A 15,220-nucleotide genomic window follows, 5' to 3' on the forward strand; every position below is an offset into this window, starting at 1 on the left:
ATGGTTCCTTCCTTCCTCACCGGCCGGCGAGGACGATCCCGTTCTGTCGTCGGATGCCGTCGAGAAGCTCCATCAGGGCGATCGAGTCCTCGGAGGTGAGAAGCGGACTGCGGCGCTCCCCCGTGCGGACGAGCCGTTCGAGCTCGGCGGCTTGGTACTGCATGCCCCGCGGGGCGACCTCGTTCGTCCAGCGCTCGATCACCGTGCCGTCGTTAGCGATCACGACGAACGACGTCGGAGCGTAGAAGGTGGTGTCGATCTCGATGCGCCCCTCGGTGCCCAGCACGGCGGCACGATTCGGGCCCTTGACGTCGATCGCGGTCTGGCAGATCGCCTGCGCGCCGGATGGGTAGGTGAGGATGGCGGACGTCTGCAGGTCAACGCCGGTCGGCCCCAGCGTGGCGCGGGAGGTCACGTCGGCGGGGAACCCGAGCAGATCGATCGCGAACGAGATCGGATAGATCCCGATGTCCAGCAGCGATCCGCCGGCGAGATCCGCGCGATTGAGCCGGAAGTCCGCATCCTGCGGCAGCCGCTGTCCGCTCTCGGCGATGATCGTGCGGATCTCGCCGATCGTCCCCTCCCGCACGATCTCCCGCACCCGGGCCATGTGCGGGAGGAAGCGCGTCCACAGCGCCTCCAGCAGGACGACATCCGCCGCATCCGCCGCGTCGACGAGCTCGCGCGCCTGCGCGGCGTCCACCGTGAACGGCTTCTCCATCAGTACGTGCTTGCCGGCCGCGATCGCGAGCAGGCCGTTCTCGAGGTGGACATGAGCGGGCGTCGCGACATACACGACGTCGACATCGGGATCCTCGACGAGCGCCTCGTAGCTCGCGTGCGCGCGGATGCCGTGGCGTGCGGCGAACGCCTCCGCCGATCCGGCCGAGCGCGATCCGACCGCCGTCACGGTGTGGCCGTTGGCGAGAAGATCTGCGACCTGCTTGCCCGCGATCCCGCCCGTGCCGAGGACGCCCCAGCGCAATGCGGCGCTCATCGGGCGCGCTCCGCGAGCGTGTCGTACACCGCGTCCAGGTCGGGGTCGACGATCCTCCGCGCAGGGTCGGCGTCATGCCACGCGATGATCTCGCGTGCGCCGGCGTCGAAGGTGGTCTCCGCCGTGAAGCCGGGCACGAGGGCGCGGATGAGGGAGTTGTCGAAGATGTGGCTGTACGTGCGATCGCCGAGGTGCAGACCCTCCTGCGCCGGGATGGCCCGGACGAGCTCGTCCGACGTCACGTGGAGGATCTGCGGCTTCTCGACCCCCGCCGCGCGCGCCATGATGCGGGTGATCTGATCCCACGTGAGCACCTCGTCCGAGGTGATGTGGAAGGCAGCGCCGACCGCCCTCGTGTCGCCGAGGAGCGACACGAAGGGACGGGCGAAATCCCGGGAGTGCGTGAGTGTCCACAATGACGTGCCGTCACCGTGGACCACGACGGGCGCACCACGGCGCATCCGATCGATGGTCGTCCAGCCTCCGGCTACCGGGATGCGCGTCTGGTCGTAGGTGTGCGACGGCCGGACGATCGTCACGGGGAACCCGTGATCGCGCTGCGCCTGCTGCAGGAGCAGCTCGCTCGCGATCTTGTCGCGAGAGTACTGCCAGAACGGATTGCGCAGGGGCGTCGCCTCTGTGATGGGCAGGCGTGCGGGCGGCTTCTCATAGACGGACGCCGAGCTGATGTAGACGTACTGGCCGACGCGGTTCGAGAACACCTCGATGTCGCGCCGCGCGTGCTCGGGCACATACGAAATGAAATTCACGACCACGTCGAAGCGCTCGCCGCCGATCGCGTCGCGCAACGACGCGGCATCCGACACGGACGCCGTGATGCGGCGGACCGACTCCGGCGCCGTGCGCGGTCCCGTCGTTCCACGGGTGAGAATCGTCAGGTCGATCCCGCGGGCGGCGGCCTCGGCGCTCGCGCCCGCGGAGATCGTGCCGGTTCCTCCGATGAACAGCACCTTCAGGGACATGGCCGAGCTCCTTCGACGAGTCAGGTGGCGATCGGCGCGCCGCGGCGCCAGACCACGATGGCAAGGATGGTGGCGACGAGGAACATGGTGCCGGAGAGGTACCAGATGGGCGTCGAGCCCCAGAGGGCGAAGATGCCGCCGCCGATGATGGGCAGGACCGCGCAGCCGAGGTACGACCCGGTCTGCACGAGGCCCGTCGCGGCGGGCGTCGCCCGACCCGCGGTGCTTCCCACGACGTAGTGGGTCAGTCCGGTCCAGCCCCACCCGATGCCGAGGACGAGGACGAGCCCCACCCCGAACGCCCATTCGCGGGTGAACGCCATCAGGACGGACCCCACGAAGCCGCCCGCGAGCATGAGCGTGATGGTGCGCATCGTCTTGCCGCCGCCTCGCTCGAGCGCGCCCACCGCGATGCGCATGAACGCGCCCGTGAGACCCGCCGCGGCGAACAGCACGCCGGCCGCCGCCGGATGCATGCCGTGCTCGATCGCTGAGACGACGCCGAAGGTCGACGCGCAGGCGGCCGAGCCGGCGCCGAGCGTCGTCACGGATGCGAGCGTCAGGAAGTAGACGCGCTGCTCGCGAGTCAGAGGCACGCTCGTGTTGGTGCGGACCGTTCCCTTGGGCAGGCGCCGGGGGCCGACGAGGAAGAAGATGGTGAGCACCACGACTGCGGCGGCAGCGGCGAGACCGTAGGCCCAGCGCCAGCCGAGCGTCAGCGAGATCGCGGGGATCGCCAGGCCCGCGAGGAACGATGCGATGGGGACCGAGGACTGCTTGATGCCGTACGCGAGCGCACGCCGCTCGGGCGCCACCCGCAGGTTGATGAGGTGGTTGGTCGACGGGTGGCAGAGCCCGGTCGAGACTCCCCCGACCGCAGCCCAGAAGAGCAGCCACTGCCAGCTCGGGCTGACGAGGGCCGAGCCGGCGAGAGCCGCGATCGCGACGATGATCGTGAGGATGATCACCCTGCGTGCCCCCGCCCGCGAGGTGAGCCGCCCGGAGGGCGCGGAGCTGAGCGCGGCAGCCACCCAGTACGTGGCCACGATGACGCCGAGCGACCAGGACGGGATGCCGATGTCCTCGTTGATCTGAGTGAAGAGCGCGCCGATCAGGAAGGCGGGGATGCTGGAGACGACCGTCGCCCCGACCGAGATGAGGAGCGTGGACTTTCCGCTGTCACGCGCGATCACGAACATCGGTTATCGGGCCGCCCCTTCGACGAGGATCGGCTCGAGGTCGGCGGCGAACTCCGCATCGAGCGGGAAGACGGGACGCCACACGTTCTGGAATCGGAGGCGGCTCATGTCCAGATCGGTTCCGCCCGGCGTGATCGCCATGAACGAGCTGCCGGCCGCGGCGAGCTGACTCGGGAACTGGTACCCGTTCTTGACGACCACCATGTCGTAGCCCGACGTGTCGAGGTGGATGCAGCCCTCCCACCGCAGTGCCGGGCTCGAGGGATCGCCGGGCGCGATGAACGGCGCCGCGGTGCGCTGGATCACGACCGAGACGAGCCCGTCGCGGACGAGCACACCGGCGGTGCCCTCACCGTACTGACCTTCGATGAAGCCCTCCACCGTCCAGCGACCGGGCACCGCAGGCGCGTAGCGGAAGTCCAGGCACGCGCCGATCGAGCGCTCGATGACTCCCCCGATGCCCGCGGCCTGCGCCGCAGCGAACGCGTCGGCATCCACGAGACCGGCGAAGAGACTGCGCACGCCCGCGGCCTGAAGGGCGGGGGATCCCACTGTGGCGTGCAGGGCGACGGTGACGTCGCCCGATGCTCCGGCGCGTACGTTGTCGCCGGAGTCGCTCACGAACACCGGACGCTTGGCGCCAGAGACGACGAAGTCCAGCGCCGCATCCCAGTCACCGGAGTGGTCGACCACGATGACGAACTCCTCGCGCGCATCCCAGTACGCCTCGGCGAGCGCACGGGCGCAGGCCACGGCGCTCTCGCGCTCCCAGGACGTCACGAGGACGGCGGCGGCGTTGCGGTCTTCATCCGCCCAGGCGAAGCCCACCCAAAGCGCGGCATCGAGGACGCCGTGCTGCTCGATGAGTGGCAGCTGCCGTGCGAACACGGTCGCCCCGGGCTCGACCACCGTGCTCGTGCGCTCGCCCGGCAGGAGCACGGGGACGCGCACCCACGCCTTGTACGGGCGCGTGCCGCGCTCGAGCGTCTCCAGGAGGTTGCGCACAGCGCGATCACGGGTGTCGAGGTTGTCGATGTGGGGCGCGTGGCGGTGGCAGGCGGCGAGATCCACCAGTCGCATGAGCTCTTCGGAGAAATTGCCGTGGGTGTCCATCGACAGCGAGATCACGGCATCCGGGCCGACGACTTCGCGCACCATCGCGACGTACGTCTCCTCCGCGTGCTGACGGCCGAGCACGTTCGCGGCGCCGTGCATCTCGAGGTACACCCCGTCGTAGGGGAGCCCCGTCTCCAGCGCGGTGCGCGTCTCGGCGAGGATGGCGTCGAACGACTCCGGCAGCAGGGGACCGCTCGCGGCGCCCATCGCACGGACGGCGGGGAGCCACGTCACACCGTCGACGATGTCGCCGAGCCGGGCGCGGAAGTTGTACTGCGGGAGCATCTCCTCGCCACGGGTGATGGCGTAGAAGCTCTCGTCGACCGTGCGCAGAGAGAAGGTGCTCTGTTCGCTGTGAAGCCCGGCGATCGCGATCCGGCGCTCAGACACGGGCGATCGACAGGTTCGGCGCGAGCCAGAACGGGGGCAGGTAGCCTGCGGCGTTGGAGAGCGGAAGTACCTCTTCGTGCAGCTCGATTCCGAACGTGCCACTCAGCATGGCGCGCCGCGCCTGGATCCGATCCCAGGCGCCGGGGTACTTCTCGGCGAGTTCTGCACGCAGCTGCTCGTCGGCCAGCACGATGCCGTCCTCGATCTGCGACGTGTGGTGCGCGCCGCTTGCGACCATCGGGATGATGTCCAGCTGAATGGCGTTGCCCGACTGGAACTGCACGTCCGACCCCTTTGCCACCGGCGAACCCGGCCATTCGTCGAGGTGGATGAAGTGCCCCGGGTTGAGGAAGACGCCGAAGTACGGGTCCCCGATGCGGTCGAAGGTGATGTCGTACATCTCGCCGGCGGTCATCCCGATGCGGACGTTCTCATACCAGGCCGCCGCGGTGGCGAAGTACGGGATGACGAGGTCCTGGACGTAGCCCTTGGCATCGGCGGGCAGCTGGTCCGCGTCCTCGACGAGGTAACCGGCACGCGCCGTGTTGCTGCCCCAGTAGCCGAGGCCCGACGCCACCCGGTCACCCAACTGCAGCTCACGACTGCCTGCACTGGCGACGCCGAAGCGCGTGTTCGGTCCGCCGAGCATCGTGGGGTGGTAGTTGAAGGGCAGCATGTACGGGTTCAGCAGCTGCGACGCCTCCAGCTCGGTCATTCCGGGACGGATGCCGCTGATGAGGTTGATGACCGACTGGGAGCCGTGACCGCCCACGAATTCGAAGTACGCGACCTGATCGACCTCGTTCTGGTACCGCAGCCCCGTACCGTAGCCGGTGAAGATGTCCGTGGCGTTCACGACCCGGTCCGCGAGGCGCTGCAGCTCAACGACGATGTAGTGCGGGACATCGATCCAGCCGTCCGTGCCGGCGCCCTGGTACCACTTCCAGCCCACGACGCCGACGGTGCCGACCTCGGCCAGGCCCGCCTCGCGCAGCACATCGCCGAGTGCGAGATTCTGGGTGTCGGGCTGACCGGTGAGGCTGAGCTTCGCGAAACGGATGACATCGAGGTCGTATTCGATGATGTCGGCGTACGCCTCGTCCTCGTTCCCGACGAAGAGACGGGGCTTGCGGCCGGGGACGAGCACGAGCAGCGCTTCTTCATAGCGCGGGTCGAAGCCCGTCAGGTAGGCCAGGTTCGCGAAGTGCTCACGGTCGGCATACACGACGAGTGCGCCGAGACCCCTGTCCGCCATCGCCTGCTCGGTCGCCGCGATGCGCGCCTCGTACGTCGCACCCGCGACTCGCGGGAGCTCGCGGGGCAGTTCGATCTTCGGCAGCGAAATCTCTCGAAGTTCGAACTGCTGCGTCATCGGTGCCCTCCTGGCTGGTCGAGGGGCCAGAAAGGCCCGGTACGCGGGTAATGCGTATCCGACGAGTATTGCGCAATGTTGTTCAGTTGTCAAAAATTGCGCAACAAATGGAGTGCATGCTAGGCGGTTGCGAGCCGTCGTGGAGCGGATGCAGAGTCGCGCACAACAAGCGCAACACCGATCACCGAATTGGTAACAGCCCGGCTCGGGTCGTCGATGCGGTTGGTCAGGAGCTCGACGGCGGCACCCGCCATCCGGTCCACCGGGGTACGTACCGTCGTGAGCGAAGGCGTGACGACGGCGGCGTCGGGGATGTCGTCGAAGCCCACCACGGACAGATTCTCTGGCACCCGCACGCCTATCGAGCGCGCGGCGGTGAGGATGCCTAGGGCGATCGTGTCGCTCGCCGCGAACACCGCGGTCGGCTGCGTCTCGGCAGCGAGCAAATGCGACATGACTGAGACGCCGAACTCTTCGTTGAACCCGCCGCGCAGCACCAGCTGCCTCTCGGGCTCATTGCCGGCTTTGCGCATGGCGTCCTGGAAGCCGCGCGTGCGCTCCTGCACCGAATGCAGGCCCCCCGGTCCGGTGACGAGCGCGATGTCGCGGTGCCCGAGATTTGTCAGGTACGTGGTGGCCTGGTAAGCACCCGCGTAATCGTCCACAAGCACAGAATCGACCGGCGGCGCTTTTGCGAGCGCCTCGTCGATGACGACGACGGGTCGTCCGCTCGCGATCACGTTGGCCAGCGAGCGGTTGCTGGAGAACTGACCCGAGTAGATGATGCCGGACACCTCCTGCGCCACAAGGAGATCGACGTAATCGAGCTGCTTGCGAGCGTGGCTGAGCGTCGAGCAGATGAGGACGGACAGCCCCTGACGCTCTGCGACCTTCACGATGGCATCGGCGATGCGCCCGAAGTAGGTGTTGCCCACTTGTGGGACGACCAGTCCGACCACGCCGTTGCGCGTCCGACGGTCCTTCGTCCCCTTCGGAGCGCGCGAGTACCCCAGACGCGTGATCGCCTCGAGCACTCGAGCCTCGGTGTCGGACTTGAGGGCGAGCTGTCCGGCGAGGTAGCGGGAGACGGTCGACACCGACACGCCGGCGCTAGCGGCGATGTCGTGGAGGCTGGGCTGACGCTCCGCAACTCCATTGCGCGGTGTTGTCATATGTTTGTCCGTCCGTCCGACTGGGGATTTGTAGATGGTGATCCGCGGGCGAACAACGAATCGGTGTCAGTGTACCCGCGCGTTGCGTGGGATTGCGGCGTCCCGATCTCATCCCGTGCTGGAGGGGAAGCTGCGCACCGCCGTCGACTCGTCCCACGTCGCATCCCGGTCCATCGGGATCGCGGGCCGCGCGATGCGCTCCCATGCGAGGGTGCCAAAATCCACGGCGGACGGCCCAGGGCTACGCAGGAGGATGAACCGCGCGGCGACGTCTTCGAGCTGCGGGAGGAGGTAACCGAACTTCAGCACGTACACGGCGTGCGCGACGGGGTCGATCCCCATCGCCTCGAGCATGCCCGGTTGGCCGATGTACAGGCGCACCGCGTGCATCGTCACCAGCGCGGAGCCGATGCGCAGGCGCACCCAGGCCCCCTCGGAACGCGTCGGCGTCGAGCTCTCGGCCACGGGGTTCGGGATCACGATCTCATCGCCGGCGTCTTCCACGACGGCCTCGACGACCCGTCGCGGACCCGAGCCGTCCAGGTGCTCCGCACCGAGCTCGACACGCACGGTCGCTCCGATCCCGGCCTCCCGGCACGCGCGCACCGTCCGCGGCGCGAGGATGCCGGCGACCACGACGTCGTCGAGTTCGGGATGGTCCAGAACATGCTGCAGGACCACTGTGAGATCCCCGCCCGCACCCGCCGAGACGTTGTCGCCCGAGTCGGTGACGTACGTGGGCCGTTCGGCTGCCTCCGCCGCCGCCGACAGCCCTTCGTCGAGCTCCATGTTCTCCATGCGGAGCACGAACTCGTGGCGACGCGCCCACACGTCGCGCGCGATCTCGGCGGCGATGTCGCGGGCGAGCTGCTCGTCGTCGTCGGTGACGATGACGGCCTGCGTTCCGACCCAGGGACGATCGTTCCAGCCGAAGCCGAGCAGGATGTTCGCCTCGATCACGCCGGGCCGCGCGTCGTAGGACGGAAGAGAGCCCCAGAGTTCGCGGGCGGGCGAATACGCCGTCATGCACTTCTCGCCCGGGATGAACATCGGCAGATGCGCGTAGGCGCGGGTCGGCCGTGTCTCACCCTTCACAGCACGCACCACCTGGTCTGCGACGCGGTATCCCGCCTCGTATTGGTCCCGGTGAGGCGCCGTCCGCAGCACGGTGACCGCCTGCAGCTCGGCCAGCATCTCGGGCGTCAACTGACCGTGCATGTCGAACGGCACGCCGATCGGGACGCCCGGCCCCACCGCTTCGCGCACCGCGAGGGTGAAGTCGGTGTCGCCATGCACGTCGAAGCCATCGACCTCGAGCGCGCCATGGTTGAGCAGCACGAGGCCGTCGAGCGGGCCGGCGCCGCGCAACAGCTCGACCGTCTCGGCCTTGATCGCCTCGTAGACGTCGCGTCGCACGCTGCCGCCCGAGAGCGAACGGGCGAACAGAAGGGGCACCGTCTCGACGTCCGCGTCCTCGCCCAGCCGGTCGAGGGCGCCGACCGTCCCGCGATAGTTCGTCGTGCCGTAGAGCTCCTGGCCCCTCCGTACCTGAATCATCGACTCGTCGGTGAGGAAGGGCGAGCGGGCGAGCGTCTCCTGCACGAAGCCGGCGACGGCGATCCGGGTCGTCATCGCATCGCTCCGGCCGCGATCAGCGCATTTCGGGCGTCTACCACACGCTCCTCCTCGGGCTGTCCACGCAGCTGCGTGCTGAAGGGCTCGCTCTGAACCGGGCCGTCGTAACCGATCTCCCGGAGGACGGAGACGAATCCGGCCGCATCGATGACGCCGGTTGCGCACGGCTGCGCGCGCTCCATGTCGAGCTGGTCTTCGAAAGCGATCCCGAGCGGAGCGTCGTTGAGGTCGACGGCCAGGATTTCGCCGGCGCTCAGCGTGCGGATCTGGTCCAGGCTCTCACCCGCGGTGAACCAGTGGAAGGTGTCGAGAAGCAGTCCCGCGCGCTCCGGCTCCTGCAGTGCGTCGATCAGGGATCGCATGCCGTCCAGGTCGGAGATGAACGAGTGCCGATAGGGTGCACGCCACGTGCGAGGCCCCACGTACTCGAGCGCCAGACGAAGGCCCGCATCGCGAAGAACCGGAGCAAGAGCGTCTATCCGTCTCTTGTGCAGTGCAAAGGAATCGTCGTAGGCGAGCTCGTTGTTGGCCGGGGCAAGCCACGCCGACATCGTCGTCACGCCGGCGTCGGCGAGGACCGGGGCGAGGCGGCGGACGGTTTCGAGGAGTGACGCGAAATCGCTCTCACTGGTGGTCGTGCCGAGTGGCACGGGCATGCCGGCGAGTCCCCAGTCAAGGCCGGCACCGTGCACGAGCTGAACGAAGTGCTCACGGATCGCCACATCCATGAAGTACGGCACGACAGCGTCGACGGCGTCGAAGCCATGATCTTCCGCCAGCTGAACCAGCCGTTCCGGAGAGCTCTCGAACAGCAGTCGACGAGTGCTGAGGACGGTGTACATGCGTGCCTTCCGCGGAGGGGACGGAGCGGGATCGAACGGACGGGAACCCGGATTCGGCGAACACAGTCGCCGGATCCGGGTCCACGCCGGTTACTCGACCGGTACGACGTACCAGGCGATGTCGGCGGTGCCGCTCAGCGGCGCGTGGGACACGCCGGTGATCTTCGCTCCGTCCGAGATGTACGGGTACGCGCTGTGCAGGATCCCGCCTGTCCAGGCGAGCTCCTCGTACCCATAGCGGAACACGTCCGCAACGGCCGCCTGCGCCTCGTCCTCGGGTGCAGCGAACGCGGCGTCGATGAGCTGGTCAAGCTCAGGATCAGTGGCGGCCCACGGGTTGTACTGGTTCGCCGGCCCGAAGAAGCTGTCGATCACCGTGTAGGCGGTGAGCGCGCCGTAGCCGTAGTAGGCGACCGGGAACTTCTTGTTCAGGATGTCACTGACGGCCTGCCCCTTGTCGGTGTACGAGACGAGGTTGGCGGTGACTCCGATGTCGGCCCAGTTCGCCACAACCGCTTCGAGGACGATCGTCGAGGTCGGGCTGGTGGTGTCGAGCGCGATGTCGAACGTCAGGTTCGTCACGCCTTCTTCCTCGAGGATCTGCATCGCCTTCTCCGGGTCGTACTCGTAGAAGTCGTTGATCGAGTCTTCGAATCCGAGCGTTCCCGGGAGCGCGAGCTGGCCGCCGGGCTCGGCCGTGTCGCCGAAGGTCGCCGCGGCGATCGGGCCGCGGTCGATCGCGTAGTTGAGGGCCTTGCGCACCTCGGGGTTGGCGAGCTCTGGAACGATCTCACCGCTGCGATCGATGTAGTTGACACCGATGAGACCGAGCTCGACCAGCTCCACCTCGAGATCGGTGCCCTTGACGGCCTCGTACGAGGCCGCGTCACCGCGGGTGAGCTGGGCTTCGCCGTTCTGGACTGCCTGCAGGGCAGCCGCAGCGTTCGGGACGACCTTGATGACGACCTCGTCCCAGGCGATCTTCTCCGGGTCCCAGTACTCGGGGTTCGGCGTGTATGTGTAGGTGTCGTTGACGACCGTGGCCGCCGAGTCGAGGATGTACGGCCCAGCCCCGAACGTGTTGCTCTTGAGAGCTTCCTTGTCCTCCAGTCCAGCCGGGCTGATGATCGAGCCCAGCAGGACGCGATTCGTCAGCATCGTCGGCAGCGACGGGTTGGGGCTGGAGCTCGTGAGCAGGATGGTGTTCTCGTCGGTCGCCTCGATGGTCTCGAGTGAACCCCAGTAGCTCGCGGAGTTCACTCCGGACTCGCGGGCGTACTCGAGAGACGCGACGACACCCTCCGCGGTCATCGGCTCGCCGTCCGAGAACGTGACTCCTTCGCGCAGGGTGAGCTGCAGTTCCTGATTGGCGTCGTCGAGGAACTCCCATTCCGTCGCGAGGTCCGGCTCGAGGTTGCCCTCGGGGTCGATGCGGATGAGCGAGTCGTACGCGAGGTTGATGAACCAGTTGTTCTGCGGGTCGACGTTCTGCAGATAAGGATCGAGACTCACCGGCGGGACCGTCGACGCGACGGTCAGGACCTTGGCCTCGCCGTCATCGGCGCCACCTTCTTCGGTGCTCTCTCCCCCGCCGCAGCCGCTGAGCGCCAGCGCGGCAGCGGCGGTCAGGCCGATTGCGGCGAGTCCGACGCGCGCGCGCCGGCTCCCGCCGATCTTCTTCGATGCGAACATGTTTTCCTCCATGTGATGGAACGGTGTCATCGCGCCGGCTGGACGGCGACGACGACGAATCGGTGTGTACTGCGAGGCTCCCTTCCAGGAACGTTCGTTGCGGACAGTGAAGAATCAGGCTGCGCTCACGGGCGGCTCGAGCTTCTCCCACGCGAGTCGGCGCTCGCGCTGGATCTTGGGATCGGGGTAGGGCTCCGCCGCGAGCAGACGTTGCGTGTAGAGCTCCCTTGGACGCAGGTAGACGTCTTCCGTGGGCCCCTGCTCCACGATCCCTCCCTTGCTCATCACCGCGACGCGCTGCGAGAGCAGTCGCACGACGGACAGGTCGTGGGCGATGAAAAGATAGGACACGCCGGTCTCGGCCTGGAGTTTGCGGAAGAGATTGGTGATCTGCGCCTGCACCGACAGGTCCAGCGCCGACACCGGCTCGTCGCACACGACCAGCTTGGGACTGGCCATCAGTGCACGGGCGATCGCGATGCGCTGGCGCTGACCGCCCGAAAAGCTCCCGGGCATGCGGCGCATCGCTGCGGCGCCGAGACCCACCTTCTCGAGCAGCTCCTCGCCCCGCGCCTCCGCAGCCTTGCGGCTCATGAGACGGTTGGCGACGAGCGGCTCCGTCAGGATCTGTCCGACCCGCTTCGCTTCGTTCAGCGAGCTGCGCGGATCCTGGAAGACGACCTGAAGGTCGCGACTGATCTCTCGCCGCTCGCGCCGGCCGATGTGCGTGATGTCCTTGCCGTCGAAGATGATCCGACCGGCGGTCGGACGCGCCAGCCCGAGCAGAGCTCGGCCCACGGTGGACTTGCCCGAGCCGGACTCCCCGACGATCCCGAGCGTCTCTCCGACCCCCACCTCGAGATCGATGCCACGCACGGCTGTGAAGGCGCGGCGCCCCGTTCCGTATGTGACCTCGAGGTTCTCGACGGTCAGCAGGTTCTCTGTCATCGGACTTCTTCCTTCACGTCGAGCGCCACGTCCTCGGCGAGTTCACGGGCCATGATCGGAGTGATGAACGATCCTGTGATGACGGGCAGGTCGCGGCCCGGCTCGGCTCCGTGGGGATTCGACGTCAGCAGCGCGGCGGTGTAGTCGTGGGCGGGGGCGGAGAAGATCTGCTCCACATCACCCTGTTCGACGATCTCCCCCTTGTACATCACGACGACGCGGTCGCAGAGGTCCGCGATGACGCCCCAGTCGTGAGTGATGATCAGGATCGACATGCCCGTCTCGTCGCGTAGCTTTCGCAGCAGGCCGAGAATGCCCGCCTGGACCGTGACATCCAGGGCCGTCGTCGGCTCGTCGGCCACGAGCAGCTCCGGCCGACCTGCCAACGCGAAGGCGATCGACACTCGTTGCGCCATTCCGCCGGAGAGCTCGTGCAGGTACTTGCGCGCGACGACCTCGGGGTTGGGCAGGTCCGTCTGCGCGAGCAGCTCGTGCACCCGGTTCCAGGCGGCTTCTCCGGTGAGGCCGTCATTGAGGCGCACCGCCTCGTAGAGCTGTTTTCCGACGCGGTGACTCGGGCCGAGGGCGACCATGGGCTCCTGGGCGACGTACGCGATGCGCTTGCCTCGGAACTTCGAGAGGACCGCCTCGGTCTGGCCGATCAGCTCCGTGCCGTCGAAGCGGACGCTGCCCGCGGTGACGACGGCACCCTCGCCGACGACCCCCAGGATGCCGAAGGCAACCGTGGTCTTGCCCGAGCCGGACTCGCCTGCAACGCCTACGATCTGGCCGCGGCCGATGTCGAACGACACCTCGCGCACGATGGGGATGATCTCGTCGCCGGAGCGGTAACCGACGTGAAGATAGTGAACGCTCAGGAGCGCACCCGGGTCGTGATCCTTTTCCCGGGCGGGAACCTTGGCGTGCGCGGGCGACTTGGTCAATTTCGACTGTCCCCAGCCGAACGCGCTCACATCGCGCACGGAGTCCCCGATCACACCGAAGGCCAGCGCTGTCAGCGCGATCGCGAGTCCTGGCGCCCAGAGCATCCAGGGGTAGGACGCGATCACCTGCGCGGCCGCGGCGATCATGTTTCCCCAGCTGGGGTCCGGAGCCTGCACGCCGAACCCGAGGAAGCTCAGCGAGCTCTCGACGATGAGCGCGGTCGCTGCGAACACGGCCCCCTGCACGATGATGACGCCCCGGGCGCGCGGAAGTACGTGCGAGAAGACGATGTACGCCGGGTTTAGCCCGGAGACTCGCGCCGCATCGACGAAGAGCTCGTGCCTGACGGAGATGGTGCTCGCTCTGACGAGGATCACCAGCACGGGAGCCGCGAGCGCGCCGAAGACGGCCATCGCGACCATCGTGTTCCCCCGATAGATCGACAGGAGCACGAAGAGCACGATGATGTTGGGCAGGGCGATGACGATGGCGACGACTGCCATGGAGATGCGGTCCGTCCACCCGCCGGCGTATCCGGCGATGAGACCGAAGACCAGCCCGAGGGTGACGTAGACGAGTACCGACACGGCGACGGCGGCCAGCGTCGGTCCGCCTCCGTACATCAGCCGCGAGAGCGTGTCGCGGCCGAGCTGATCCGTCCCCAGCAGGTGTGCGAAGGACGGCCCCTCGGATGTCGCAATCAGGTCGTTCTGGAGTGGCGGGTACGGCGCGAGAAGGGGCGCGAAGATGGCGCTGATCACGACGATGAGAAGCCAGAGCACGGCCAGCGTGATTCCGATCGACGGCCGGCGGAAGCGGAAGCGTCGCGTCTGAGGGTTCTGCTTCGGCACGACGATGTTGACGGTGGTGTTGCTCATGCGAGGGCCGTCACCTTCGGGTTGAGGAGTGAGTAGAGGACGTCGGTGAGCACGTTCGCGATCAGGATGATGATCGTGAACATCAGGACCGCTCCCTGGAGCACGGCGAGATCGTGGTTGAGCGTCGCGCGCGCCACGAGGGAACCCATGCCGGGAATCGCGAACACCGACTCGAGCACGACGGTGCCCGCCGTCTGCGTGATGAACGTCGCAGAGATCGCTGACAGGATCGGTATGGCGGAGTAGCGGAGCCCGTACTTGTAGATGAGGGTGCGGCGCGGCACTCCGTTGGCCTGCAAGAAGCGCATGAAGTCTCGGCTGAGGGCTTCGGACATCGTCTCCCTCGCCTGCCGCGCGATCAGCGCCAGGCCTGCGAAGGACAACGCCATCACCGGCATGACGAGGTGCAGAAGCCACTCCGACACCGACGTCTGCGGAGCGACGTATCCCACGGACGGGAGCCAGCCGAGTGTCCCGGCGAAGAGGGTGATGAGCAGGAGGCCGACCCAGAAGTTCGGCAGCGAGACGCCGAGCATCGAGATCGTGTCGACGACCCGAGCAGCCCACCCCTTGCGGACCGCGGCGACGACACCAAGGGCCACGCCGACGACCGACGCGAACAGCGTGGAGAGGATCGCAAGTGAGAGCGTTGGAACGATGCGCTGGGAAAGCGTGCGGGCAACCGGCTCGCCGGTGTAAAGGGAAACGCCGAGATCCCCCCGGAACACACCGCCCAGCCAGTCGAGGTACTGGACGAAGATGGGTCGGTTGAAGCCGAGCTCCTCGTTGAGCTGCGCGACGCGCTCGGGCGTAGCGTTCTCACCGAGAATCGTCGTCGCAGCGTCTCCCGGAACCAGCGACGCCAGGAAGAACGTCAGCATCGTCATGATGAAGAACACAGGCACGGCCAGTGCGATGCGTCCCAGGATTATCCGTGCCACGTGAGTTGACCGCCCTCGGTTTCAGTTCGCTTGCTTCGTAGCGGTTCCGGGATCGTCCGTTGCGCTACGTTGCGCTAGTTAACACTCTGCAGATTACAACATTGTTTCCG

The 15,220-nt window shown here is 67.4% G+C and carries 12 protein-coding genes and 1 pseudogene; all 13 read right to left on the reverse strand.

Features of this window, described 5'->3' with window-relative positions; translation table 11 throughout:
• Positions 1–16 precede the first annotated feature (16 nt).
• Entirely contained in the window at positions 17–997 is a 981-nt protein-coding gene (locus tag QSU92_RS06145; RefSeq protein ID WP_289265293.1) for a Gfo/Idh/MocA family protein, read from the reverse strand.
• On the reverse strand, positions 994–1,980 hold the full coding sequence (locus QSU92_RS06150; RefSeq protein ID WP_289265294.1) for an NAD-dependent epimerase/dehydratase family protein: 987 nt from the start codon (positions 1,978–1,980) through the stop codon (positions 994–996). The genes QSU92_RS06145 and QSU92_RS06150 overlap by 4 nt, the downstream gene beginning before the upstream one ends.
• A gap of 20 nt (positions 1,981–2,000) precedes the next feature.
• Entirely contained in the window at positions 2,001–3,173 is a 1,173-nt protein-coding gene (locus tag QSU92_RS06155) for an MFS transporter (RefSeq protein ID WP_289265295.1), read from the reverse strand.
• A 9-nt stretch (positions 3,174–3,182) separates the two neighbouring features.
• Positions 3,183–4,685: a M81 family metallopeptidase gene (locus QSU92_RS06160; protein WP_289265296.1), complete on the reverse strand. Its 1,503-nt coding sequence runs from the start codon at positions 4,683–4,685 to the stop codon at positions 3,183–3,185.
• Entirely contained in the window at positions 4,678–6,057 is a 1,380-nt protein-coding gene (locus tag QSU92_RS06165) for an aminopeptidase P family N-terminal domain-containing protein (RefSeq protein ID WP_289265297.1), read from the reverse strand. The genes QSU92_RS06160 and QSU92_RS06165 overlap by 8 nt, the downstream gene beginning before the upstream one ends.
• Before the next feature lie 119 nt (positions 6,058–6,176).
• Positions 6,177–7,091, reverse strand: coding sequence for a LacI family DNA-binding transcriptional regulator (locus QSU92_RS06170; RefSeq protein ID WP_289265298.1), 915 nt, complete (start codon positions 7,089–7,091; stop codon positions 6,177–6,179).
• A 27-nt stretch (positions 7,092–7,118) separates the two neighbouring features.
• Positions 7,119–7,229, reverse strand: a pseudogene (locus QSU92_RS17570) (LacI family DNA-binding transcriptional regulator); the annotation flags it as partial.
• A gap of 108 nt (positions 7,230–7,337) precedes the next feature.
• The gene (locus QSU92_RS06175; RefSeq protein WP_289265299.1) at positions 7,338–8,861 is read right to left on the reverse strand and encodes a M81 family metallopeptidase; all 1,524 of its coding nucleotides are present in this window, start codon (positions 8,859–8,861) and stop codon (positions 7,338–7,340) included.
• Positions 8,858–9,706, reverse strand: a complete 849-nt coding sequence (locus QSU92_RS06180) for a sugar phosphate isomerase/epimerase family protein (protein ID WP_289265300.1) — start codon at positions 9,704–9,706, stop codon at positions 8,858–8,860. The genes QSU92_RS06175 and QSU92_RS06180 overlap by 4 nt, the downstream gene beginning before the upstream one ends.
• A gap of 90 nt (positions 9,707–9,796) precedes the next feature.
• The gene (locus QSU92_RS06185) at positions 9,797–11,398 is read right to left on the reverse strand and encodes an ABC transporter substrate-binding protein (protein ID WP_289265301.1); all 1,602 of its coding nucleotides are present in this window, start codon (positions 11,396–11,398) and stop codon (positions 9,797–9,799) included.
• A gap of 114 nt (positions 11,399–11,512) precedes the next feature.
• On the reverse strand, positions 11,513–12,346 hold the full coding sequence (locus QSU92_RS06190) for an ATP-binding cassette domain-containing protein (protein ID WP_289265302.1): 834 nt from the start codon (positions 12,344–12,346) through the stop codon (positions 11,513–11,515).
• Positions 12,343–14,169, reverse strand: coding sequence for a dipeptide/oligopeptide/nickel ABC transporter permease/ATP-binding protein (locus tag QSU92_RS06195; RefSeq protein ID WP_289265303.1), 1,827 nt, complete (start codon positions 14,167–14,169; stop codon positions 12,343–12,345). Before QSU92_RS06195 ends, QSU92_RS06190 begins: the two co-directional genes overlap by 4 nt.
• Positions 14,166–15,110 (reverse strand): ABC transporter permease, encoded by a 945-nt coding sequence (locus tag QSU92_RS06200; protein ID WP_289265304.1) that lies wholly within the window; start codon positions 15,108–15,110, stop codon positions 14,166–14,168. Before QSU92_RS06200 ends, QSU92_RS06195 begins: the two co-directional genes overlap by 4 nt.
• Positions 15,111–15,220: the final 110 nt, after the last annotated feature.

Origin of the sequence: Microbacterium sp. ET2 (assembly GCF_030347395.1) — a bacterium.
In the GTDB taxonomy this organism is placed as follows: domain Bacteria; phylum Actinomycetota; class Actinomycetes; order Actinomycetales; family Microbacteriaceae; genus Microbacterium; species Microbacterium albipurpureum.

Excerpts from the sequence above, each read along its gene's own strand:
- QSU92_RS06195 (WP_289265303.1), bottom strand. The coding sequence starts at position 14,169 with ATGAGCAACACCACCGTCAACATCGTCGTGCCGAAGCAGAACCCTCAG.
- QSU92_RS06175 (WP_289265299.1), bottom strand. The coding sequence starts at position 8,861 with ATGACGACCCGGATCGCCGTCGCCGGCTTCGTGCAGGAGACGCTCGCC.
- QSU92_RS06185 (WP_289265301.1), bottom strand. The coding sequence starts at position 11,398 with ATGTTCGCATCGAAGAAGATCGGCGGGAGCCGGCGCGCGCGCGTCGGA.
- QSU92_RS06145 (WP_289265293.1), bottom strand. The coding sequence starts at position 997 with ATGAGCGCCGCATTGCGCTGGGGCGTCCTCGGCACGGGCGGGATCGCG.
- QSU92_RS06150 (WP_289265294.1), bottom strand. The coding sequence starts at position 1,980 with ATGTCCCTGAAGGTGCTGTTCATCGGAGGAACCGGCACGATCTCCGCG.
- QSU92_RS06190 (WP_289265302.1), bottom strand. The coding sequence starts at position 12,346 with ATGACAGAGAACCTGCTGACCGTCGAGAACCTCGAGGTCACATACGGA.
- QSU92_RS06180 (WP_289265300.1), bottom strand. The coding sequence starts at position 9,706 with ATGTACACCGTCCTCAGCACTCGTCGACTGCTGTTCGAGAGCTCTCCG.
- QSU92_RS06165 (WP_289265297.1), bottom strand. The coding sequence starts at position 6,057 with ATGACGCAGCAGTTCGAACTTCGAGAGATTTCGCTGCCGAAGATCGAA.